At 67.8% G+C, this 21,222-nt stretch carries 23 protein-coding genes; 5 read left to right on the forward strand and 18 right to left on the reverse strand.

What is annotated here, in order from left to right:
* Position 1 precedes the first annotated feature (1 nt).
* The 7 genes from map to dxr all read right to left on the reverse strand — a co-directional run bounded on the left by map (position 2) and on the right by dxr (position 8,101).
* Positions 2 to 859, reverse strand: coding sequence for a type I methionyl aminopeptidase (gene map, locus G6N33_RS03300; protein ID WP_101528318.1), 858 nt, complete (start codon positions 857 to 859; stop codon positions 2 to 4).
* A 71-nt stretch (positions 860 to 930) separates the two neighbouring features.
* Positions 931 to 1,515, reverse strand: a complete 585-nt coding sequence (locus tag G6N33_RS03305; protein ID WP_044510828.1) for a DUF1707 SHOCT-like domain-containing protein — start codon at positions 1,513 to 1,515, stop codon at positions 931 to 933.
* Positions 1,516 to 1,558: 43 nt separating this feature from the next.
* Positions 1,559 to 3,388: a penicillin-binding transpeptidase domain-containing protein gene (locus tag G6N33_RS03310; protein ID WP_044510827.1), complete on the reverse strand. Its 1,830-nt coding sequence runs from the start codon at positions 3,386 to 3,388 to the stop codon at positions 1,559 to 1,561.
* Positions 3,389 to 3,550: 162 nt separating this feature from the next.
* Positions 3,551 to 4,405: a GNAT family N-acetyltransferase gene (locus G6N33_RS03315; protein ID WP_101528319.1), complete on the reverse strand. Its 855-nt coding sequence runs from the start codon at positions 4,403 to 4,405 to the stop codon at positions 3,551 to 3,553.
* A gap of 56 nt (positions 4,406 to 4,461) precedes the next feature.
* The gene (ispG, locus tag G6N33_RS03320) at positions 4,462 to 5,628 is read right to left on the reverse strand and encodes a flavodoxin-dependent (E)-4-hydroxy-3-methylbut-2-enyl-diphosphate synthase (protein WP_044510822.1); all 1,167 of its coding nucleotides are present in this window, start codon (positions 5,626 to 5,628) and stop codon (positions 4,462 to 4,464) included.
* A gap of 22 nt (positions 5,629 to 5,650) precedes the next feature.
* On the reverse strand, positions 5,651 to 6,874 hold the full coding sequence (locus tag G6N33_RS03325; protein ID WP_044510821.1) for a M50 family metallopeptidase: 1,224 nt from the start codon (positions 6,872 to 6,874) through the stop codon (positions 5,651 to 5,653).
* 6 nt (positions 6,875 to 6,880) lie between these two features.
* A complete protein-coding gene (gene dxr, locus G6N33_RS03330) occupies positions 6,881 to 8,101 on the reverse strand; it encodes a 1-deoxy-D-xylulose-5-phosphate reductoisomerase (protein WP_101528320.1) in 1,221 nt (406 codons plus the stop codon).
* Positions 8,102 to 8,217: 116 nt separating this feature from the next.
* On the opposite strand from dxr, the gene G6N33_RS03335 reads away from it, so the two are divergent.
* Positions 8,218 to 8,472 (forward strand): DUF2631 domain-containing protein, encoded by a 255-nt coding sequence (locus tag G6N33_RS03335; RefSeq protein ID WP_044513148.1) that lies wholly within the window; start codon positions 8,218 to 8,220, stop codon positions 8,470 to 8,472.
* Here G6N33_RS03335 and G6N33_RS03340 read toward each other — a convergent pair whose 3' ends face one another.
* From G6N33_RS03340 to pyrH, 6 genes are all read right to left on the reverse strand, one after another.
* Positions 8,473 to 9,339 (reverse strand): cytochrome c biogenesis CcdA family protein, encoded by an 867-nt coding sequence (locus tag G6N33_RS03340; protein ID WP_044510818.1) that lies wholly within the window; start codon positions 9,337 to 9,339, stop codon positions 8,473 to 8,475.
* A gap of 3 nt (positions 9,340 to 9,342) precedes the next feature.
* Positions 9,343 to 9,843, reverse strand: coding sequence for a protein disulfide oxidoreductase (locus G6N33_RS03345; protein WP_044510816.1), 501 nt, complete (start codon positions 9,841 to 9,843; stop codon positions 9,343 to 9,345).
* An 84-nt stretch (positions 9,844 to 9,927) separates the two neighbouring features.
* Positions 9,928 to 11,037 (reverse strand): 23S rRNA (adenine(2503)-C(2))-methyltransferase RlmN, encoded by a 1,110-nt coding sequence (rlmN, locus tag G6N33_RS03350; RefSeq protein WP_044510815.1) that lies wholly within the window; start codon positions 11,035 to 11,037, stop codon positions 9,928 to 9,930.
* A gap of 37 nt (positions 11,038 to 11,074) precedes the next feature.
* A complete protein-coding gene (locus G6N33_RS03355; RefSeq protein WP_044510811.1) occupies positions 11,075 to 12,001 on the reverse strand; it encodes a phosphatidate cytidylyltransferase in 927 nt (308 codons plus the stop codon).
* Between the two features lie 22 nt (positions 12,002 to 12,023).
* On the reverse strand, positions 12,024 to 12,581 hold the full coding sequence (gene frr / locus G6N33_RS03360; RefSeq protein ID WP_044510809.1) for a ribosome recycling factor: 558 nt from the start codon (positions 12,579 to 12,581) through the stop codon (positions 12,024 to 12,026).
* Positions 12,582 to 12,658: 77 nt separating this feature from the next.
* The gene (gene pyrH / locus G6N33_RS03365) at positions 12,659 to 13,432 is read right to left on the reverse strand and encodes a UMP kinase (RefSeq protein WP_044510808.1); all 774 of its coding nucleotides are present in this window, start codon (positions 13,430 to 13,432) and stop codon (positions 12,659 to 12,661) included.
* Between the two features lie 357 nt (positions 13,433 to 13,789).
* Here pyrH and mbp1 point away from each other — a divergent pair, with 357 nt between their 5' ends.
* Both mbp1 and G6N33_RS03375 read left to right on the forward strand, forming a co-directional pair.
* Positions 13,790 to 14,029, forward strand: coding sequence for a microaggregate-binding protein 1 (mbp1, locus tag G6N33_RS03370; RefSeq protein ID WP_044510806.1), 240 nt, complete (start codon positions 13,790 to 13,792; stop codon positions 14,027 to 14,029).
* A gap of 235 nt (positions 14,030 to 14,264) precedes the next feature.
* Positions 14,265 to 14,990 carry a winged helix-turn-helix domain-containing protein gene (locus tag G6N33_RS03375; protein WP_044510804.1) on the forward strand — a complete coding sequence of 242 codons (726 nt, stop codon included), beginning with the start codon at positions 14,265 to 14,267 and terminating at the stop codon, positions 14,988 to 14,990.
* Positions 14,991 to 15,030: 40 nt separating this feature from the next.
* On the opposite strand, the gene G6N33_RS03380 is transcribed toward G6N33_RS03375, so the two are convergent.
* Both G6N33_RS03380 and G6N33_RS03385 read right to left on the reverse strand, forming a co-directional pair.
* Positions 15,031 to 15,966, reverse strand: a complete 936-nt coding sequence (locus G6N33_RS03380) for a lysophospholipid acyltransferase family protein (protein ID WP_044510803.1) — start codon at positions 15,964 to 15,966, stop codon at positions 15,031 to 15,033.
* A gap of 133 nt (positions 15,967 to 16,099) precedes the next feature.
* Entirely contained in the window at positions 16,100 to 16,702 is a 603-nt protein-coding gene (locus G6N33_RS03385; RefSeq protein WP_044510801.1) for an MPT63 family protein, read from the reverse strand.
* Positions 16,703 to 17,051: 349 nt separating this feature from the next.
* Between G6N33_RS03385 and G6N33_RS03390 the strand changes: the two genes are divergently transcribed.
* The gene (locus tag G6N33_RS03390; RefSeq protein WP_044510800.1) at positions 17,052 to 17,891 is read left to right on the forward strand and encodes an SDR family oxidoreductase; all 840 of its coding nucleotides are present in this window, start codon (positions 17,052 to 17,054) and stop codon (positions 17,889 to 17,891) included.
* 55 nt (positions 17,892 to 17,946) lie between these two features.
* Here G6N33_RS03390 and G6N33_RS03395 read toward each other — a convergent pair whose 3' ends face one another.
* Positions 17,947 to 18,360, reverse strand: a complete 414-nt coding sequence (locus G6N33_RS03395; protein ID WP_044510798.1) for a ChaB family protein — start codon at positions 18,358 to 18,360, stop codon at positions 17,947 to 17,949.
* Between the two features lie 140 nt (positions 18,361 to 18,500).
* On the opposite strand from G6N33_RS03395, the gene G6N33_RS03400 reads away from it, so the two are divergent.
* Positions 18,501 to 18,920, forward strand: coding sequence for a MarR family winged helix-turn-helix transcriptional regulator (locus tag G6N33_RS03400; protein ID WP_044510797.1), 420 nt, complete (start codon positions 18,501 to 18,503; stop codon positions 18,918 to 18,920).
* A gap of 6 nt (positions 18,921 to 18,926) precedes the next feature.
* Here the strand turns inward: G6N33_RS03400 and G6N33_RS03405 are convergent, their stop codons facing one another.
* The gene (locus G6N33_RS03405; protein ID WP_044510795.1) at positions 18,927 to 20,345 is read right to left on the reverse strand and encodes an amidase; all 1,419 of its coding nucleotides are present in this window, start codon (positions 20,343 to 20,345) and stop codon (positions 18,927 to 18,929) included.
* Positions 20,346 to 20,393: 48 nt separating this feature from the next.
* Positions 20,394 to 21,218, reverse strand: a complete 825-nt coding sequence (tsf, locus tag G6N33_RS03410; RefSeq protein WP_044510794.1) for a translation elongation factor Ts — start codon at positions 21,216 to 21,218, stop codon at positions 20,394 to 20,396.
* Positions 21,219 to 21,222: the final 4 nt, after the last annotated feature.

The raw sequence follows: 21,222 nt of genomic DNA on the forward strand, positions 1-21,222 counted from the left end.
CTTAGATGGAGGTGAGGATCTCGACGCCGGTGTCGGTGACCAGCAGGGTGTGCTCGAACTGGGCGGTCCACTTGCGATCCTTGGTGACCACCGTCCAGCCGTCGTCCCAGATTTCGTAGTCCAGGCCGCCGAGGTTGATCATCGGCTCGATGGTGAACGTCATGCCGGGCTGAATCTCGGTGGTGACCGACGGCTGGTCGTAGTGCAGCACCACCAGCCCGTTGTGGAACGTGGTGCCGATGCCGTGGCCGGTGAAATCACGAACTACGTTGTACCCGAACCGGTTTGCGTATGCCTCGATGACGCGGCCGACGACCGACAGGGCGCGGCCGGGTTTGACGGCGTTGATCGCCCGCATGGTGGCTTCGCGGGTGCGCTCCACCAGCAGGCGATGTTCTTCGGAGACGTCGCCGGCCAAGAAGGTCGCGTTGGTGTCGCCGTGCACCCCGTCGATGTAGGCGGTGACGTCGATGTTGACGATGTCGCCGTTCTCGATCACCGTCGAGTCGGGGATACCGTGGCAGATGACCTCGTTCAGCGATGTGCAGCAGGACTTCGGATACCCCTTGTAGCCCAGCGTCGACGGGTAGGCGCCGTGATCGATCATGTACTCGTGCGCGATCCGGTCGAGCTCGTCGGTGGTCACGCCCGGCGCGACCGCCTTGCCCGCCTCGTGCAACGCACCGGCCGCGATCCGGCCGGCAATGCGCATCTTCTCGATGACCTCCGGCGTCTGCACCCACGGCTCGGTGCCTTCCTTGGCAGTCGGCTTGCCGACATACTCCGGACGTGGGATGCGGCTGGGCACCGGCAGAGTCGGCGACACCACCCCGGGCGATAGCGCGGTGCGAACAGGCATGGCGCCAGCTTAATCGCCGCAGCTCGGCCCTGAACACGCTCGGGCCGGCGACCCAGCCAAGCCGGACCGGATCAGGCGCCGCGGCGGGGCAGAATCGAGCGCCGCGGGCCCCGGATGGTCACCGAGCCGCAGATCACCCGCCCAGTCAGCACGACGTGCGGCCTGCCTTCGCCGGGCGCATCCTTGCGGCGATCGCGGGCGCTGCCGCCATACACCTCGACGTCGTCGATCGAGGCACTGGCGCCGTCGGGCAGCCAGATGTCGACCGAACCGAAGCGCACGTCGAGTTCCACCACCACCACCGGCCCGGCGAAACGGGCCTTGGTGAGCTCGAGTTTGACCGATCCCAGCCGGCGGACCAGCGCCAACCGGGTCGGTACCGTCCATTCGCCGTGCCGCCGCAACGAGCCGGCCCAGCCCCGCAACTCGACCCGGTCGGCCGCCGAGGTGACGATCGCGCCCGGCCCGGGCAGGTCGCCGACCAGACCGGCCAGCTCGCCTTGGGTGCGCGCGTAGGACACTTGCGAGGATCGCTGTTCGAACTCGTCGATATCGATCAGCCCGAGCGCAACCGCATTGTGCAGTCGCCGCATCGTGCCGTTACGGTCCGCATCGGAGACGCGCAATGTCACCATGTCGCCGCCGGAATCCGTCATGTTCGCAAATTTACCGCTGTTGCGGACACCGCGATCGGGCGTTTCAGGTCAGGTAGCCGGGCGGCATCGACTCGAACATGAATTTGGTCATCCGGACCGCCCATTCCGAGCTGCCGCCCCCGACGATCAGCGCCGCGAAGGCCAGGTCGCCGCGGTAGCCGGCGAACCACGAGTGCGATCCGCCCGGGAACTCGGCCTCACCGGTTTTCCCGTAGATCTCGCCGCAGCCATTGATCTCCTTGGCCGTCCCGTTCGTCACCACCAGCCGCATCATCGGCCGCAGCGCGTCGATGACCTTCGGACTCACCGGGGTGGTGTCCCCCTCGACCGAGGTCGGCCGGCCCGCAATCAATTGCGGCACCGGGGTTTTCCCGGCGGCGACGGTGGCGGCCACCAGGGCCATGCCGAACGGGCTGGCCAGCACGCGGCCCTGGCCGAAGCCGTCCTCGGTGCGTTCGGCGAGGTCGACCGTCGGCGGAACGGATCCGGTGACCGTGGTGATTCCGTCCACCGTGTAGTCCAGCCCGATGCCGTACTGGGAGGCCGTCTGGGTCAGGCCGCGCGGCGGCATCTTGCTGCTCAGCTCGGCGAACGTGGTGTTGCATGAGCTGGCGAACGCGCGCGACATGGACACCACGCCGAGGTCGAATCCGCCGTAGTTGGGAATGGTGCGGTGCCCGATGTCGAGGTGGCCCGGGCAGCCGACCATCGAGTTGGGGGTGGCCATGTCCCGGTCGACGGCCGCCCCGGCGGTGATCATCTTGAACGTCGACCCGGGCGGGAACAGGCCGTTGGTCGCGGGCAGGCCGTCCGCGTCGGCCGCACCGTTCTGGGCGACGGCCAGGATCTGCCCCGTCGACGGCTTGATCGCGACGATCATCGCCTTGCCGCCCTTGTTGTCCACCGCGCGTTGGGCAGCGTTCTGCACCACCCGGTCCAGCGTGATCGTCACCGAAGGTGCCGGCGATCCCTCGACCTCGTGCAGCACCGCGACGTCGACGTTGTTCTGATTGACGCTGACCACCCGCCAGCCCGCCTGGCCGTCGAGTTCGTCGATCACGGCCTTCTTGACCTCGTTGACCACGGCCGGCGCGAAACGCGGGTCGGTGGCCAACATGTCGGCTTGCGGTGTGACGACGATCCCGGGCAGCCGCCCGATCACCGGGAAGACCTTGTCGTTGTCCGCCGGCAGCAGGGTGACGCCCAGATCCACTTGGTGCGGTGTCGAGCTAGCTTCCTCGGCCAGCAGCTGCGGGTCGGTCAGCGCGTCGTTGAACGGCCGCAATACGTCGACGATCGAGTGGGTGGTGAAGCTCAGCGACTGCGGCGGTCCGGCCTTGCTGGCGTCGAGCGTGTAGTGGTAACGGAAGCCGGGCGTCAGCACGTCGCTGCCGCCGAGCTCATTCACCGAGGCCCGCCGCGGGCGGTCGGCCCGCAGCGCGAATGTCTGATGCTCGCCGAGCCGGGGATGCAGGTCGTTGGGCGCCCAACGGACCTCCCAGCGCCCCTCGTCGCGGGCCATTCGCAGCTGGCCGTCATAGCTCCAGGTGCGGTTCTTCGGCAGGTGCCAGGTGAAGCGGTAGCTGATCATGCCGGTGTCCTCGGCGTATTTGGAGCTGAGGACCTGGGCGTCCAGATGCGTGGCCTGCAACCCGGCCCACGCCGCATTGAGCGCCTCGCGCGCCTCGTTGGGGCTGTCGCTGAGCTGGGCGGCCGTCGCGGTATCGCCGACGCCCAGCGCGCGGAAGAACTTCTCCGCGGCCGGACCGGGGCCGTCGGGCCGCGGCGTGCAGCCGGACAACGCGACCGAGGCGACGAGCAGCACTCCGACGACAACCGATGCAGCTGATGCTGCTGAGGTTTTTGTGACCATCGGTGCTGATGTTAGAACCGAGGCGTACGCCGCGGCGCCGACACACCGAGACCGAACCGTGATGTAACGCGTCCGACACCAGTTGTGACCGCATTGCCCGGCCCGCCGGGCGCCGGCCGGTGAGTGCCCGGCGAGGCGGGCACTGGCACCGGAGACGGGCAGTTAGTCGAGCAGCACCGTGGCGAACGTCCCGACCTCGGCGAAACCCACCCGCGCGTAAGCGGCACGGGCCACGGTGTTGAAGTCGTTCACGTACAGGCTGGCGATGCGCCCGCTGCCGATGATCACCGCGGCCAGCATCGCGGTCCCACGGGCGCCCAAGCCCATGCCGCGCCACTCCGGATGCACCCACACGCCCTGGATCTGTCCGACGCCGGGCGATTGCGAACCCACCTCGGCCTTGAAGACGACCCGGCCCTGCTCGAAACGGGCCCAGGCCCGCCCAGCGGCGATCAGGCTGGCCACCCGGCGGCGATAGCCGCGGCCGCCGTCGCCGAGTCGCGGGTCGATGCCGACCTCGCCGATGAACATGTCCACCGCGGCCACCAGATAGGCGTCCAGCTCCTCGGGTCGCACCTGGCGCACCTCGGGGTCGAGCTCACACATCGGGTGCTTGTCCAGCGCCATCAGCGGCTGGCGTTCACGGACGTCGCGCGCCGGCCCCCACGCGGTTTCCAAGCGCTCCCACATCGGCAGGACCAGGCTGGCTCGGCCGACCAGGGACGAGCAACGTCGGGTGCCGCTCATCGCCTCGTCGGCAAACGCATTGAGGTCCGCGGGCAGCCCGCGCAGCGGAATCAGATTGGCCCCGGCGAAGCACAGCGACTCGTCGGCGCCGCGACGGGTCCACAGCTCGCCGCCGATCGCGCCCGGGTCGATCCCGTAGTCCGCGACGCGAGAAGCCACCATGCAGGACCCGATCGGGTCTTCGTCCAATACCCGCCACACCGCGGCGGCGTCGCGCACCACGGACACCCGTCTATCGCCGACCAGGCGGAAAAGCGGCGGAGCCGACATCTGGCGAACTCTCTGTGGTGCGAACCGACGGTCAGTAAAAGTGAAAGAGGTCCTTCTCAGCTTACGGTCACAATCGGCGTACCGCTTGCTGTTGAGCTAGGACCGTTATCAGTTTCCCTATCCGACGCCAACCGCATGGCCTCTTCGATCAGGGTCTCCACTATTTGCGCCTCGGGGACGGTCTTGATGACCTCGCCGCGAACGAATATCTGGCCCTTGCCATTTCCGGATGCGACGCCCAGATCGGCCTCCCGCGCCTCCCCCGGCCCGTTGACCACGCAGCCCATCACGGCGACCCGCAGCGGCACGTCCAACCCATCCAGGCCGGCCGACACCGCGTTGGCCAACGTGTAGACGTCGACCTGCGCCCGACCGCACGACGGGCACGACACGATCTCCAGCCCGCGCGGCCGCAGGTTCAGCGACTCGAGGATCTGGATGCCGACCTTGACCTCCTCGACCGGCGGCGCCGACAGCGACACCCGGATGGTGTCCCCGATCCCCCGCGACAGCAGTGCGCCGAAGGCGACCGCCGACTTGATCGTGCCCTGGAACGCGGGACCGGCCTCGGTGACACCGAGGTGCAGCGGGTAGTCACACTGCGCGGCGAGTTGCTCGTAGGCGGCGACCATCACCACCGGGTCGTTGTGCTTGACGCTGATCTTGATGTTGCCGAAGCCGTGCTCCTCGAACAGCGACGCCTCCCACAGCGCCGACTCGACCAGCGCTTCGGGAGTGGCCTTGCCGTACTTCTCCATGAACCGCTTGTCCAGCGAGCCGGCGTTGACGCCGATGCGGATCGGGATGCCGGCGGCGGCCGCCGCCTTCGCGACCTCACCGACGCGGCCGTCGAACTCCTTGATGTTGCCCGGATTTACCCGTACCGCAGCACATCCGGCGTCGATCGCCGCGAAAATGTACTTCGGCTGGAAGTGGATGTCGGCGATCACCGGAATCTGACTGTGACGGGCGATTTCGGCCAGCGCGTCGGCATCCTCCTGACGCGGGCAGGCCACCCGCACGATGTCACAACCCGCGGCGGTCAGCTCGGCGATCTGCTGCAACGTCGAGTTGACGTCATGGGTTTTGGTGGTGCACATCGACTGCACCGAGATCGGATAGTCACTGCCGACCCCGACGTCGCGGACCATCAACTGTCGCGTGCTGCGCCGGGGGGCCAGCGTGGGCGCCGGAGCCTCCGGCATGCCCAAACCAATCGTCACCGTTCCCCCTCTCGCTGGATTGTCACTGGAAAAGCCGGATCGGGTTGACCAGGTCGGCGGTCACCGTCAGCAGCATGTAGCCGACCACGAACACCAGCACCACATAGGTCGCCGGCATCAGTTTCAGGTAGTTCACCGGCGCGGCCGCGACCATGCCCCGGGCCGAGCGGACCAGGTTGCGGATCTTTTCGAACACCGCGACCGCGATGTGACCGCCGTCGAACGGCAGCAACGGCAGCAGGTTGATCGCGCCCAGGATCAGGTTCAGCTGGGCCAGGAAGAACCAGAACGCCACCCACAACCCGTGGTCGACGGTATCGCCGCCGATGATGCTGGCTCCCACCACGCTCATCGGTGTCTCCGGGTCGCGCTGCCCGCCGCCGATGGCGTGCACCAGGGCGCCCACCTTGGTCGGGATGGTGATCAGCGCCCGGCCGACCTCGACCGTGAGGTCACCGGTGAAAGCGAACGTGGCGGGGATGGCGGCCAAGACGCCGTATCGCGTCGGTTCCACCTTGACCGCCCCGACGCCCATGGCCCCGACGGTCGACGCGACCGGCTTGCCGTCCTGGCCGTTACCGCCGGCGTTCACGAAGCGCTGGGTCTGGGTGATGTCCACGTAGGTGGTGATCGGCTTACCGTTGCGCTCGACGACGATCGGCACCGTACCGTGCAGCTTACGAACCGCGGCGGCCATCTCGTCAAACGTGTTCACCGGCGTGTTGCCGACCTTGACCACGACGTCACCGGCGCGGATGCCGGCCAGCGCGGCCGGACCGGGACCGGTGCAGTCGCCCACCTTGCCCGGCGCCACTTCCGGGGCGATGCAAGCGGTTTCGCCGACGATCGCCTGGGTGGGCGGATGCAAGTTGGGCAGGCCCCAGATCAGTGCGATCACGTAGATCAGGGCCACGCAGATGACGAAGTTCATGCCCGGACCGGCGAACAGCACCGCGACCCGCTTCCAGGTCTTCTGCTTGTACATCGCTCGCTCGGTTTCATCGGGCGTCAAGTCCTCGACCGGGGTCATGCCGGCGATATCGCAGAAGCCGCCCAACGGCACGGCCTTGACGCCGTATTCGGTCTCCCCGCGGCGGGTGGACCACAGCGTGGGGCCGAAGCCGACGAAGTAGCGGCGCACCTTCATGCCGGTGGCGCGCGCGACCCACATGTGGCCGCATTCGTGCAGCGCCACCGAGATCAGGATGGCCAGCGCGAACAGCACAATGCCGATTGCGAACATCATCAGGCGCTAGGACCTTTCTAAGACCATTCCCGAGACCCTGTCAGGGGACTCCCGCGGGGCTGCGGCTGCCACCGCGCGCTGCGCTCGTTCCCGCGCCCAGCGCTGCGCGTCCAGTACCTCATCCACGTTAGCGGGTGAAACGGCCCACTGGTCGGCGGCGCTCAGCACGTCGGCGATTGTTCTGACAATGGTCGGAAAGCTGATACGGCCGGCCAGGAAGGCCGCGGCGGCCTCCTCGTTGGCGGCGTTGTACACCGCGGTCAGGCAGCCGCCCGTCTCTCCGGCCTGCCTGGCAAGCTCGACGGCGGGGAAAACGGTGCCGTCCAGCGGCTCGAATTCCCAGCTAGAGGCGGTGGTGAAGTCGCAGGCGGACGCGGCACCGCCCACCCGGCGCGGCCAGCCCAGCGCCAGCGAAATGGGCAGTTTCATGTCGGGCGGGCTGGCCTGGGCGATCGTCGAGCCGTCGATGAAGGTGACCATCGAGTGAACGATGGATTGGGGGTGCACCACGACCTCGATGCGGTCGTAGGGGATGCCGAACAGCAGGTGGGTCTCGATGAGTTCCAGCCCCTTGTTGACCAGCGACGCCGAGTTCAGCGTGTTCATCGGGCCCATCGACCAGGTCGGATGGGCGCCGGCCTGCTCCGGCGTGACGGCCTCCAGGTCGGCGGCGGCCCAGCCGCGGAACGGCCCACCCGAGGCGGTGAGCACCAGCTTGGCGACTTCGTCGGGGTCGCCACCGCGCAGACATTGGGCCAGCGCCGAGTGCTCCGAGTCGACCGGCACGATCTGCCCGGGCCGCGCCGCCTCGAGCACCAGCGGACCGCCCGCGATCAGCGATTCCTTGTTGGCCAGGGCCAGCCGGGCACCGGACTGCAATGCTGCCAGCGTCGGCCGCAGGCCCAGCGCTCCGACCAGGGCATTGAGTACGACGTCGGCCTCGGTCTCCTCGACCAGCCGGGTCGCCGCGTCAGGCCCGCAGAAGGGGACGTCACCGAGAGCGGCGGCCGCTTGCTCATCGGTGACGGCGATGTTGCGCACCCCGGTTGCGGTGCGCTGACGCCGCAAGGTGTCCGGGTTCGACCCGCCGGCGGCCAGCCCGACCACCTCGAACCGATCCGGGTTTGCGGCGATGACCTCCAAAGCCTGGGTGCCGATGGAGCCGGTGCTGCCCAACACGAGCACGCGAAGGGGGCGTTCGGCCTGCGTGGTGGTTGGGTCGGTCACTCCCTCATTGTGCCGCTCGGTTGCCGGTGCGGGCCATGGCCCGAGCCGTGCCGGCCGGTTTCGGCGTGTGCCAGAATCTGGGGGCAGCAGCCGATCCGATGCGAAAGGGAATCGCCGTGGCCAGTACCGAGGTGGAGCAGTACAACGGCGTCGACCCCGCGGAAGTGCCCTCCGCCGCCTGGGGATGGAGCAAGATCAACGTCCGCACCTGGCACGCCGTCGGCGTGTTCGCGATCCTGTTTTTGCTGGCAATGCTGCACGGCAACCATGTCGGTCACGTCGAGGACAACTTCCTGGTCGGGTTCGCCGTCCTGGCGCTGTTCGTCCTGGTCCGCGACTGGTGGGGTCGCCGGCGCGGCTGGATCCGGTAGCTAGCGCGCGCGTCGATGCCGGGCGCGCAGCAGCGCCGCCGCGGCCAGCAGCGTCACCAGCGCCGCGATCCAGGGCCACATGCCGTGCTGGTGCACCCAGCCCGCCAGCACCCCTTGTAGCCGGCCCGCCGCGGCAACCACCGCGTCGCGAGGATCGCCCGTCGCGCTCAGCAGCCGTACCTCGTAGAGGCCGTAGTAGCCCACGTAGAGCCCGACCAGCACCAGCAGCGCGCCGCCGATCCGGTTGACGAACGGCAGCACCCGCCGCAATCGATCGGCCAGCGCCGAACTCGCGGTCGCGGCAGCGACCGCGAGCACCCCGACGACTAGGGTCAGGCCCGCGACGTAGGCGAGATAAATCGACACGCCGGTGACCACCGACCCGCCGCGCAATCCGGCGCCGGTGACCGCCAGAAACGGTCCGACGGTGCACGACAGCGAGGCGATCGCGTAGCTGATCCCGTAGCCATACATGCCGAGCATCCGCGGCCCCTGCGCCCTCGGCGCCCAACGAGGCCCCAGCGGCCTTGGTGTCAGGGCCGTCAGCTCCCGCCCGGACAGCAACCAAATCCCCAGTGCCGCAAGCACGATGCCGATCACCACCGTCGCGTACGGCACATACCGCTGCACCGTCGTGGCCGCCGACACGGTGAGAACGCCGAACAGCCCGAACACCGTCGAGAAGCCCAGCGCCATTCCCGCGGTGGCGGCCAGCGCGCGGCCCACCCCGGCCGGCGAATGGGAACGTTCGTCGTCCTGGCCGCCCACCACCAGCAGCAGGTAGGCCGGCAGCATCGCGAAGCCGCACGGGTTCAAGGCCGCCACCAGCCCCGCGGCGAAGGCCAGCCCGACCAGACCTTGGTCCACGGCCTAGTGCAGCGCGGCGACCCGGCCAGCGAGTTCCTGCTGGGACATCGCCGCGGTCGGGTTGTTGACGAACGTCGAGCTGCCGTCCGCCCGGTAGAACACGTAGGCCGGCTGCCAAGGCACGTTATAGCGGGCCCAGATCGAGCCGTCGGCGTCGTTGAGGTTGGTGAAGTTCAGGCCATACTTCGACACGAACGCCTGCTCCGCCCCGACGTCGGAGTGTCCGGCAATGCCGACGAAGCTCACCCCGGGATTGGCGGCCGCCACCTGAGCCACGCCGGGTGCTTCGGCGTTACAGAACGGACAGAACGGCGCCCAGAACCACAGCACCGCCGGCTTGCCCTGCAGACTCGCGCCGTTGAACGGCGCGCCGCTCAGCGTCGTCCCGCTGAATTGCAGCCGATCGTCGGCGGCCACCGCGGATGGCGCGGCAACCGACATCACCACCACCGCCACACAGGCCACGGCAAACAGCTTCGCGAGCGACAGCAGACGAACGATCATTCCCGACTCCCTTGTACTGGACCTCTATCTCGAAAGACGGAGTAACCAGGCAACGGGTTCAGCAACCCCGAGCAGACCCGCCCGCTAGACGTTTTCGGCGGCCAGCTGTCCGCATGCGGCGTTGATCTCGCGGCCCCGGGTGTCGCGCACCGTGCACGACACCCCCTTGGCCCGCACCCGCCGGACGAACTCGCGCTCGGCGTCCTTGGGGCTGGCGTCCCAATCACTGCCGGGAGTGGGGTTGAGCGGGATCAGGTTGACGTGGGCCAGCGGGCCGAGCGCACCATGCAGCCGCTTGCCGAGCAGATCGGCACGCCACGGCTGGTCGTTGACGTCGCGAATCAGCGCATACTCGATGGACACCCGCCGTCCGGTGCGGTCGCCGTAGTCCCGCGCGGCGTCGAGCACCTCACTGATCTGCCACCGGTTGTTCACCGGAACAAGCGTGTCGCGTAGCTCGTCGTCCGGCGCGTGCAGCGACAACGCCAGCGTGACACCCAGTCGTTCGTCGGCCAGCCTGCGAATGGCCGGAGCCAGACCGACCGTCGACACCGTCACCGAGCGGGCCGAGATGCCGAACCCGTGTGGCGGCGCCGCGGTGATCCGCCGCACCGCGGCCAGCACCCGGGCGTAGTTTGCCAGCGGCTCCCCCATGCCCATGAACACGACGTTGGACAGCCGATGCTGGGTGGGACCGAACTCGTCGCGGAGTGCGACGGCACCGGCCCGCACCTGTTCCAGGATTTCGGCGGTCGACAAATTGCGCGTCAACCCGCCCTGCCCGGTCGCGCAGAACGGACACGCCATGCCGCAGCCGGCCTGCGACGAGATGCAGACGGTGTTGCGCTGTGGGTAGCGCATCAACACCGATTCGAAGGTGGTGCCCGGGTCGTTGACGGCCCGCCACAACGTCTTTCGCGTCTGACCTGCGTCGCAGCTGATATCCTTGGCGACGGTGAGCAGATCCGGGAACAGGGCGTCGGCGATCACCTCGCGCACGGCCGCCGGCAGGTCGGTCATCGCGCGCGGGTCGGCGATCAGCCGACCGTAATACTGCGCGGCGAGCTGCTTGGCCCGAAACGCCGGCAGACCCAGCTCGGCGACGGCCGCGGCAGCGGCCTGCGCGTCCAGGTCGGCGAGATGCCGCGGCGGCCGTTTCGCACGCGGCGCTTCGAACACCAGTTGTTGGGCCATGATCTATCCAGTATCGGCCTCGACTTGACTGGGCGGCCTAACCGGGCAGCAGCGTCAGCACGATCCACGCCGCCACCGCCGCGGGCAGCACGCCGTCCAGCCGGTCCATCAGGCCGCCGTGGCCGGGCAGCAGGCGGCCCATGTCCTTGATGCCGAGATCCCGCTTCACCTGCGACTCCACCAGGTCGCCGAGCGTGCAGGTGAGCACCAGCACCACACCCAGCAGCGCGCCCACCCAGGGCGCCTTACCGGCCAGAAACGTCGCGGTCACGGTGGTCGCGGTGACGCCGAAAACCAGCGAGCCCACGAAGCCCTCCCAGGACTTCTTCGGGCTGATCGCCGGGACCATCGGGTGCTTGCCCCACAACACCCCGACCGTGTAGCCGGCGACATCGGAGGCGACGACGGCAATCATCAGGCAGAACACCCGTCCCGCGCCGTCGTGCGCGTAGACGAGCATGGCGCCGAAGGAGGCGAACAGCGGCACCCAGGCCGCCAGGAAAATGGTGGCCGACGCGTCGCGCAGATAGTTCGACGCCGATCCGGCGCCCGAGGCCCGCCGACCGGGGTCCGTCATGAACAACCGCCAGATCATGCAGAGCACCACCATCGCACCGAAACCGGCCAGCGCCCCGGCCGCGCGGTAGGGCCAGGTCAGCCAGATGGTGAGCTGGCCTCCGGCCAGCAGCGGGATGACCGGAATGACATACCCTGCCTCGCGCAGCCGGCGCACCACTTCATGGCTGGCGACGAATATCGCGATGGCGACGATCAAAACCCAGAACCGCGGAGCGAACACCAGCGTCGCGATCAGCAGCCCCCCGATCGCCGCGCCGACCGCGATCGCGGCGGGCAGGTCGCGGCCGGCCCGGGAAGCTTTCCGGGCGGGTGGGTTCGGGGTTTTACCGGCGCCCCGCGCCGACTCGTCCGGCGGGGTGCCTGGGCCGGCGTCAGAGGTTGCCACAGACTTGGTTGCTGAGCGGCCCCTAGACCTCCAGCAGCTCGCCTTCTTTGTGCTTGACCAACTCGTCGATCTGGTTGACGTACTGCTGGGTGGTTTTGTCCAGGTCCTTTTCGGCGCGGCCGACCTCATCCTCACCGGCCTCCCCGTCCTTCCGAATGCGGTGCAGCTCCTCCATCGCCTTGCGGCGGATGTTGCGCACCGAGACCTTGGCGTCTTCCCCTTTGCCCTTGGCCTGTTTGACCAGTTCTCGGCGGCGCTCCTCGGTCAGCTGGGGGACGGCCACCCGGATCAGGGTGCCGTCGTTGGTCGGGTTCACACCCAGATCGGAGTTGCGAATCGCCGTCTCGATGGCGTGCAGTTGGCCGGCCTCGTACGGTTTGATCACGACAAGCCGGGCCTCCGGCACGTTGATGCTGGCCAACTGGGTGATCGGGGTGTTCGTCCCGTAGTAGTCGATGACGATCCGGGAGAACATGCCCGGGTTGGCGCGGCCGGTCCGGATGGTCGACAGGTCGTCACGGGCCACCGCCACGGCCTTCTCCATTTTCTCTTCGGCGTCGAAGAGAGCCTCGTCAATCATGTGCGCCGCTCCTTCTCATAGCACGCTCCGCATCCGGTGACCGGTTTGGGCCAGCGCCGATCATTCGTGTCTTTTCATCAAGTGGTAACCAGCGTTCCGATCTTCTCACCAGCGACCGCTCGAGCGATATTGCCGTCAGTCAGGAGGTTGAACACCAAGATCGGCATGCCATTGTCCATACAGAGGCTGAATGCGGTGGCATCGGCCACCCGCAGCCCCCGGTCGATGACTTCGCGATGGCTGATTACGGTGAGCAGCTGCGCATCGGGATCCTGTCGGGGATCCGCGGTGAACACGCCGTCGACCGCCTTGGCCATCAGGACCACGTCGGCGCCGATTTCCAGGGCACGCTGCGCAGCGGTGGTGTCGGTGGAGAAATACGGCAGCCCCATGCCGGCGCCGAAGATGACGACGCGCCCCTTCTCCAGGTGGCGGACGGCCCGCAACGGGATGTAGGGCTCGGCAACCTGACCCATGGTGATCGCGGTCTGGACTCGGGTGTCGATGCCTTCCTTTTGCAGGAAGTCCTGCAGCGCAAGGCTGTTCATCACGGTGCCGAGCATGCCCATGTAGTCCGACCGGGTGCGCTCCATCCCGCGCTGCTGCAGTTGCGCACCGCGGAAGAAATTGCCGCCACCGATCACCACCGCGACCTGTACACCGTCGCGGACCACTTCGGCGATCTGGCGGGCTACCTGCGCCACGACGTCGGGATCCAGGCCGACCTGGCCGCCGCCGAACATCTCGCCACCCAACTTGAGTAAGACCCTCGAATACGTGGTCGGCCGCTGTTGGCGGTCGGTCGACGATGCCGGCACGCCGTTAGCGCTGGTGGGCTCGGGCTGCGTCATCAGACTCCTCGCATGACAGTGCCATCCCGAGCGAGTCCGCCCGGAACGGCAGTTCATATCCTGCCCCATCGCAGCACAATCTAGGGTCGGCGGGGTGCATTATCCGACCGGTTGGCCAGCCAGGCGCCGCGCCGGCCGCGCTGTCGCCACCGACCCGCGACGCCGCCCCGGCCACCAGTTCGGCTCCGGCGTCAAATGTTTGAGCATTCGATCGCTTGGGAATTAGCACCAGCACGGCGGTACAGCATGGCCTTGAGAAGAAGGGCCATTACCTGCCCGATACCGAATTCGATCGCGAACCGATCGACAGGAGCATCCATTCGCTCCCACTACGTACGCCACGGAGGGGATCAGATCATGGCGGACAACGAAAACTCCGGACCCGCGGAAGCCGTCAAGGGCGTCGTCGAGGACGTCAAGGGCAAGGCCAAGGAGGCCGCCGGCGCGCTGGCCGGTCGCGACGACCTGACCCGCGAGGGACAGGCCCAGCAGGACAAGGCGGAAGCTCAGCGCGACGCCGCGAAGAAAGAGGCCGAAGCCGAAGCCGCGCGCGGCAGCGCGAAGGCGGCTGAGGAGCGCCAGAAGGCCAACCAATAACTTGATGGAAGGATGGGTCCGGCCCGGATCAACGGGCCGGACCCGTCGACTTTTAGGCGTCAGCCAGGCAAAACCATCTCCATATACCGTCCCGTCAGGTGCGCATTCTGCCGAATCCGGGCTACAAACTTGGCATAGTTGTAGCCCTAATGGGTATCCAGCGCTGCGCTAACAGCCCCCTCCGGTGAGGTGGCCGAGCGGCCGCAGGCGGCGCTGACCCCCATGAGGTTTGGAGATGTATTTGGACGTTCTACTGCTTTCCAATGCGGACGACTTCGCCGCCGCGCTGCCGACTCTGCAGTCGCTGACGCGCACAATTCGGCGCGTTCCGCTTTCGGAAAATCTCGACGGTCAATGCGCCGGCGCCGACGTGGCGATCATCGATGCCCGCAGCGACCTGGCAGCAGCCCGCAGCGCCTCCCGCGGCCTGACCGCCAGCGCCCCGACCCTAGCGGTGGTCGCGGTCGTCGCCGCGGCGAACTTCCCGTCGGTCGACATCGACTGGCGGCTGGACGACGTGATGTTGCCCGCCGCCGGTGCGGCCGAGCTCGAGGCGCGGTTACGTCTTGCGATCAAGCGCCGCCGCAACGCCGTGGAGGGGTCGCTGAAGTTCGGCGACCTGGTCCTGCACCCGTCGAGTTTCGCCGCGTCACTGTGCGGCAAAGATCTCAACCTCACGGTGACCGAATTCAAGTTGCTGAGTTTCCTTGTCCAACATGCCGGCCGGGCTTTCAGCCGGACCCGGCTGATGCACGAAGTGTGGGGGTATGACTCCAACGGGCGCGTGCGCACCGTCGATGTACACGTGCGACGGCTCCGCGCGAAGCTCGGCCGCGAGCACGAATCGATGGTGGACACGGTGCGCGGAGTGGGCTACATGGCGGTGACGCCGCCGCACCCGGAGTGGATCTTCGACGAGCCGGGTAGCGCCGCCCAGCACAACGGCGCCGCACATCGCTGACGCACCGGTAACAACCTGTCCCCCTTGGCTTTTCACCGGGTCAAGCGAAAAGCGGCAGTGCCCGCTTGCGGGCCAGGGCATCCATTCCGCGCTGGATGCTGTCCTGCACTTCCCGATACTTGCGGTCCACGTAGTCGTCGTCCTCCGCGCGCGCGGGGTCGTGATCCAGCTCGACGGCGGGCATGAAGCGGGTCCTGATCTTGGCCGGCAGCGGCAGCTGCGGAAGAGCCGCGGGCGCGATGCCCCACGGCAACGATACGGCCAGCGGAAAAACCTTGAGCCGTAACACTCGATCGAGTCGTAACGCCTTGGACAGGCGATCACCGCGAAACAGCACCGGCATGGCATCCGCACCGCCGACCGTCGCGATCGGCACGATCGGCACCCCCGCCCGAATCGCCATCTTCACGAATCCGGTGCGGCCGGCAAGGTTGGCGCGGTCCCGTTCCACCCAGGGGCGCAACGAATCCACTTCTCCGCCGGGCCACAACGCGACGTCGCGCCCTTCGGCCAGCGCCGTGGCAATGGCGTCGGGCGCGGCGGGCAGCACACCCATAGCACGGAAATAGCGGCCGAAAAGCGGAATGGCCATCAAGGCGTCGTGGGCGGTGCCGTGCAGGGTGCGTTCCGGACCGAAGCGCCGCCACCATTGCAACCCCACGGTCCACGCGTCCCACACGAACGGTGCGCCCGAGTGGATGCCGACCAACAGGGTCGGCGGACTCGGGATGTGCTCCCACCCGTCGATCTCCATGCGAAACCAGTAGTCGACCAACAGGTTCCAAAAGAATTTCTGCCGCTGCAGGGTGGTCTCGTCCTGGCCGCGTAAATCCCACTGCCCGGCGCGCTCGGCCACCCAGCCGCTGATGCCACCGTCCTGCTCGCGACGGCGTTCGGCCATCGTGTCGCGGGCCTCTTCGGCCTGCCGCTGTGCCTGGTCTCGCACGTCCGAGGGTCTGTGATCCGCGTAACTCATTCCTGTCGGGTACCCAGGCCGGTCGCATCCAATTCGCACGTTTTGCCGCCAAAATCCTTGGGACGCAGAACTCCCCGCGCCACGGCTGCGACGCGGGGAGTTTGCAGCCCTCGGCCCGTGCGGGCCCAGCGGCTTAGGTGTGCGCGGGCGCAGGTCCCGGCGGCGTACCGGGCGCCGGGGCCGGGCTCGAGTTCGGGGCCGCGCCAGGGGCAGCACCAGGAGCTAAGCCGGGCGCCGCGCCGGGCTCAGTCCCGCCCGGAATGTTCGACGTCCAGATCAGGATGTCCTGGGTGCCTTCGTTGTAGACCACGCCGTTCGGCGGTGCGCCGGTCACGTCGAAGTACAGCGTGCCGGTCGATTCGCTGCCCTGCGGGATGGGTGCCGGGTTCAGGCTGCCGGGAGCCTGCACATGGTCGATCACCCGGTAGTTCTGACCGTTGGGCCCGCGGGCGATGAAGTCGTTGACCATCGGGGTCACCAGGCCGCCCTCGGACCGCACGGTGACGTCCGCCTGGTACAGCGTGCCCTTGGGTGTGTAGCCCGGGATCGACGCGTTGCTGGGCTGCAAATTGCTCACCGTGTAGCTGGTGACCAGCGGCCCCTGCACGAGTTGCTGGCTGGTGCCGAAGCCCTGAATGTTGGGCGCCGCGGTGGCGGTCGCCGCGGTGAAAAGACCGGCCGCAGCAATAGCCGCGGCTCCGATCGCCGATTTCATAGCATTAGAAGTGACCTTCATGCTAAATCCTCTCCGTCCGATGATTGTTTCGCCGCGAACATTGACCCCCGGCCTGGGTTATCACGGCACCTTGGCCACATAGCCATTGATCAATGGGTTCAAACACCGGCCGGGTATAACTGCGGGATATCCATTTCTACGCAAATCCATTTCGCCCCAGGATTCGCATGGACCTCAAATGCCACAGCCCCCCATCGAAGGTTTTGCGAACTCTTTTTCTTCACAAATCGGCGTCCGCGGTAAACAGCGCAGCGCGAGCGACCTGATTAGCCGCCGGCCGCGCGGGTAGCGCCTAGCGGTAGCGCACAGACCACCCCGGGCAGCCGGAGACCCGACAGGAAGGATGCCGATGAGCTTCGCACCGCAACACCAGGAACCGCCCGGCGTGCAGGCACAGATGGACCCCGTCCCCGATTGCGGTGAGACCAGCTACCGCGGTTCGGGCAGACTGACCGGCAAGCGGGCCGTCATCACCGGCGGCGACAGCGGCATCGGACGCGCGGTCGCCATCGCCTTCGCGCGCGAGGGCGCCGACGTCCTGATCTCCTACCTCAACGAGCACGACGACGCGAAGGACGTCGCCCGCTACGTCGAAGAGGCCGGCCGTACCTGCGTGCTGGTGCCTGGCGACCTCTCCGAGCCCGCGCACTGCCGCGCGGTCATCGACCGGGCGGTTCAGGAGTTCGGCGGGATCGACATTCTGGTCAACAACGCCGCCTACCAGATGATGCGCCAGAACCTGGAAGACATCAGCGACGAGGAATGGGACTACACGTTCCGGTTGAACGTCGGCGCTTACTTTTATCTGGTCAAGGCCGCCCTGCCACACCTGGGCCCCGGCTCGTCGATCATCGGCAGTTCGTCGGTGAATTCGGATTCGCCCAACCCCACCCTGGCGCCGTACGCCGCCACCAAGGCCGCGATCGCGAACCTGTCCGCGAGCCTCGCACAGTTGCTCGGCGACAAGGGGATTCGAGTCAACAGCGTGGCACCCGGTCCGATCTGGACCCCGCTGATCCCGTCGACGATGCCTGCCGACAGCGTGGCATCCTTCGGGGACAACACCCCGCTCGGGCGGGCGGGGCAACCGGCCGAGTTGGCGCCGGTCTATGTGCTGTTGGCCTCGGACGAGGCGAGCTACGTTTCGGGCGCCCGAGTCGCTGTCACCGGGGGCCGGCCGATTCTGTAGCCGGGGCTTCTGTAGCCGGGGCTTCTGTGGCCGGCTTCTGTGGCCGGCGCGGCCCTCAGCGGCCGCGGATCCGGCGGTTCGCCTTTTTGATGGCGTCGACCAGCTCCGCTTTGTTCATCGTGGAGCGGCCGCGCACGTCGAGCCGGCGCGCGACGTCCAGCAGATGCTTCTTGCTGGCATTGGCGTCGACGCCCTCGGCGGACGGCGCGGTGTTGCGCGGGCCGCCGCGTTCGGCGCGTTGGTCGGAGGGCCCGCGCTGCGCCTTGGCCTCCCAGTGATCGCCCACCTTTTCGAAGCTGTGCTTGACGGCGGCGTAGGCGACCCGATGGGCCCGTTCCTCGCTTCCGTACTCCTGCGCCGCCGAATCGTGGGCCTTGGCAAACGTCCGCTGCGCCTTGGGGCTCGAACGCCGCAGCGTGCTGGGAAGTTCGTCTTTCTTGGCGGCACCGCTTTTTGTCGTCTTCGGCATCACACCTCCTCATTGCTGTCGACCTGCGACCTCATTGCTGTCGACCTGCGAGGTCGACTACCCGGCATCGCCGCGTTTAATCAGGCCGACGCGCCCGGTGTGCCGTCCGCGCGCCGCGCCGATATGTCAATATCATTGACATGGGTCACACCGACGATGCTCCGCTTGGCTATCTGCTCTACCGGGTGGGCGCCGTGCTACGGCCCGAGGTCTCCGCCGTGTTGGGTCGACTCGGCCTGACCCTGCCCGAATTCGTTTGCCTACGCTTGCTTTCGATGTCGCCGGGGCTGTCGAGCGCCGAGTTGTCACGCAGCACCAACGTGACACCGCAGGCGATGAACACCGTACTGCGCCGGCTGGAAGAGGTGGGGGCGGTGGAACGGCCGACATCGGTGTCGTCGGGGCGTGCGCTGCCGGCCACCCTGACCAGCCAGGGCCGCACACTGTTGAAACGCGCGGAAACCGCTGTGCGGGACGCGGATTCGCGCATACTGAGCAAGCTCACCGCGACGCAGCAGCGCGAGTTCAAGCGAATGCTGGAAAAGCTGGGCAGCGACTGACCGCGGTTACCCGGCCGCCTGGATCTTGGCCCACGGCCTGGCTTCTTCGAGTTCGTAGGCCAATTCCAGCAGCAGGGCTTCTTGGCCCAAGTCGGCGGCGAGCATCATGCCGACGGGCATCCCGTCGGCGGATTGGGCAAGCGGCAACGAGATCGCCGGATCGCCGGTGACGTTCTGCAGCGGCGTGAACGCCACCCAATCGATCAGTCGGTCCATGACCTGCTGGTAGTCGGTCGGCGCTAGGTGACCGACCCGCACGGTCGGGTCGGCGAGGGTCGGGGTGAGTAGGGCGTCGTAGCTGCGGTAGAACTCGGCGCTGCGCTTGCGCATTTTGCGCAGCCGCACGATCACGCCCGGTAACCGGTGCAGGTTGCGGCCGGTGTGGTGTTCCAAGCCCAGGGTGAGCGCGTCCAGACGGGTGCGGTCGAATGTGTTGCCGAACAGCCGCCGCCCCGCGCGCACCTGCATCAGCGCCAGAAATCCCCAATACAGGACGAAGTCGTCGACGAAGCTGTCCGGCACCGGGTGTTGTTCGAGGTGTTCGACGCGGTGTCCCAACTCCTCGAGCACCCCGGCGGTCTTGAGGGTCAGCTCCCGCAATTCCGGCGCGCAATCGCGGCGGAGCGAACTCGTCGCGACGGCGATGCGCAGCCGCTGCCGGCCCGGCCCGGTGACGTCGCCGACGGGCGCGAGTTTGGGGTTCCGCCAAAGCCGTTCGGCCTCACGGTAGAAGGCCGCGGTGTCGCGCACCGAGCGGGTCAGCACACCATTGGCGACTATGCCCACCGGCATCCGACGCAGCTCCGCGTCCAACGGCAGCCTGCCGCGCGACGGCTTGAGGCCGACGATGCCGTTGCAGGCGGCCGGAATTCGGATCGAGCCGCCGCCATCGTTGGCGTGGGCGATGGGCACCACTCCGGCGGCGACGAACGCACCCGAACCCGACGACGACGCGCCGGCGGTGTAATCCGTGTTCCACGGGTTGCGCACCGGGCCCAGCCGGGGATGCTCGGCGGCCGCGCTGAAGCCGAACTCCGACATCTGGGTCTTGCCCAGCGAAATCGGACCGGTGGCCAGGTACAGCCGGGTGAACTCGCCGTCACTGATGGCGTTGCTCGGCGCCCAGGCGTCGGCACCCCGCATGGTGGGCTGGCCGGCGACGTCGACGTTGTCCTTGACGAACGTCGGTACGCCCTCGAAGAACCGGGCGGCCCCGCTCGCCGGCTTGGCCGCCGCGGCCGCGCGCGCCTGCTCGAATGCCTTGTACGCCAAGCCATTCAGCATGGGGTTGACGGCCTCGGCCCGGGCGATCGCGGCCTCGACGACCTCGGATCTGGATACCCAACCCGCTCGGATGGCCTCGCTGAGGCCGGTCGCATCGAGATCGCCGAGGGCATCGTCGCCGAAAGCGTGCACGCGTCGCATGACGTCGACGCTAGCCGTTGCCGTCATGCGCGCGGCGAACGCCCCAGGCTAGGCCTGGCCGACCTCGAAGCGGACGAACCGGGTCACCGTGACACCGGCCTCGTCGAGCAGGGCCTTGACCGTCTTCTTGTTGTCGGACACCGACGGCTGCTCGAGCAGCACGGCGTCCTTGAAGAAGCCGTTGAGCCGGCCCTCGACAATCTTGGGCAGCGCCTGCTCCGGCTTGCCTTCCGCCTTCGCCGTTTCCTCGGCGATGCGCCGCTCGCTGGCCACGACGTCCTCAGGCACGTCCTCCCGCGAGAGGTAACGCGCCTTGAGCGCCGCGATCTGCAACGCCACCGCATGGGCGGCCTCGGCTTGAGCGGGCCCGCCGCCGGTGTATTCGACGAGCACGCCAACCGCGGGCGGCAGGTCCGCAGACCGCTTGTGCAGGTAGGTCTCGACGGTGCCGTCGAAGTAGGCGACGCGGCGCAGCTCGAGCTTCTCGCCGATCTTGGCCGATAGCGCGGCAACCGTCTCCTCGACGGTACCGTTGGCCGTCTTGGCGGCCTTGAGCGCGTCGACGTCCTTGGCCTTGGAAGCCGCTGCAGCCGAGACGATTTCGTCGGCCACCTGTTGGAACTCGGCGTTCTTGGCGACGAAGTCGGTCTCACAGTTGAGCTCGATCAGCGCGCCGTCCTTGGCCGCGACCAGACCTTCGGCGGTGGCACGCTCGGCACGCTTGCCGACGTCCTTGGCGCCCTTGATCCGCAGGGCCTCGACCGCCTTGTCGAAGTCGCCGTCGCTTTCAGCCAGTGCGTTCTTGCAGTCGAGCATGCCGGCACCGGTGAGCTCGCGCAGACGCTTGACGTCGGCAGCGGTGAAGTTCGCCATTTCA

Source organism: Mycobacterium simiae, from assembly GCF_010727605.1.
Lineage (GTDB): Bacteria > Actinomycetota > Actinomycetes > Mycobacteriales > Mycobacteriaceae > Mycobacterium > Mycobacterium simiae.

Bases quoted from the DNA above. Each gene is read 5' to 3' on its own strand.
- rlmN (WP_044510815.1), bottom strand. From the start codon at position 11,037: ATGGCCCAACAACTGGTGTTCGAAGCGCCGCGTGCGAAACGGCCGCCG.
- G6N33_RS03400 (WP_044510797.1), top strand. From the start codon at position 18,501: ATGGGTCACACCGACGATGCTCCGCTTGGCTATCTGCTCTACCGGGTG.
- G6N33_RS03395 (WP_044510798.1), bottom strand. From the start codon at position 18,360: ATGCCGAAGACGACAAAAAGCGGTGCCGCCAAGAAAGACGAACTTCCC.
- frr (WP_044510809.1), bottom strand. From the start codon at position 12,581: ATGATTGACGAGGCTCTCTTCGACGCCGAAGAGAAAATGGAGAAGGCC.
- pyrH (WP_044510808.1), bottom strand. From the start codon at position 13,432: ATGACGCAGCCCGAGCCCACCAGCGCTAACGGCGTGCCGGCATCGTCG.
- G6N33_RS03305 (WP_044510828.1), bottom strand. From the start codon at position 1,515: ATGACGGATTCCGGCGGCGACATGGTGACATTGCGCGTCTCCGATGCG.
- G6N33_RS03385 (WP_044510801.1), bottom strand. From the start codon at position 16,702: ATGAAGGTCACTTCTAATGCTATGAAATCGGCGATCGGAGCCGCGGCT.
- G6N33_RS03405 (WP_044510795.1), bottom strand. From the start codon at position 20,345: ATGCGACGCGTGCACGCTTTCGGCGACGATGCCCTCGGCGATCTCGAT.
- G6N33_RS03310 (WP_044510827.1), bottom strand. From the start codon at position 3,388: ATGGTCACAAAAACCTCAGCAGCATCAGCTGCATCGGTTGTCGTCGGA.
- G6N33_RS03380 (WP_044510803.1), bottom strand. From the start codon at position 15,966: ATGAGTTACGCGGATCACAGACCCTCGGACGTGCGAGACCAGGCACAG.
- G6N33_RS03345 (WP_044510816.1), bottom strand. From the start codon at position 9,843: ATGATCGTTCGTCTGCTGTCGCTCGCGAAGCTGTTTGCCGTGGCCTGT.
- map (WP_101528318.1), bottom strand. From the start codon at position 859: ATGCCTGTTCGCACCGCGCTATCGCCCGGGGTGGTGTCGCCGACTCTG.
- G6N33_RS03390 (WP_044510800.1), top strand. From the start codon at position 17,052: ATGAGCTTCGCACCGCAACACCAGGAACCGCCCGGCGTGCAGGCACAG.
- tsf (WP_044510794.1), bottom strand. From the start codon at position 21,218: ATGGCGAACTTCACCGCTGCCGACGTCAAGCGTCTGCGCGAGCTCACC.
- G6N33_RS03325 (WP_044510821.1), bottom strand. From the start codon at position 6,874: ATGATGTTCGCAATCGGCATTGTGCTGTTCGCGCTGGCCATCCTGATC.
- G6N33_RS03315 (WP_101528319.1), bottom strand. From the start codon at position 4,405: ATGTCGGCTCCGCCGCTTTTCCGCCTGGTCGGCGATAGACGGGTGTCC.
- mbp1 (WP_044510806.1), top strand. From the start codon at position 13,790: ATGGCGGACAACGAAAACTCCGGACCCGCGGAAGCCGTCAAGGGCGTC.
- G6N33_RS03375 (WP_044510804.1), top strand. From the start codon at position 14,265: ATGTATTTGGACGTTCTACTGCTTTCCAATGCGGACGACTTCGCCGCC.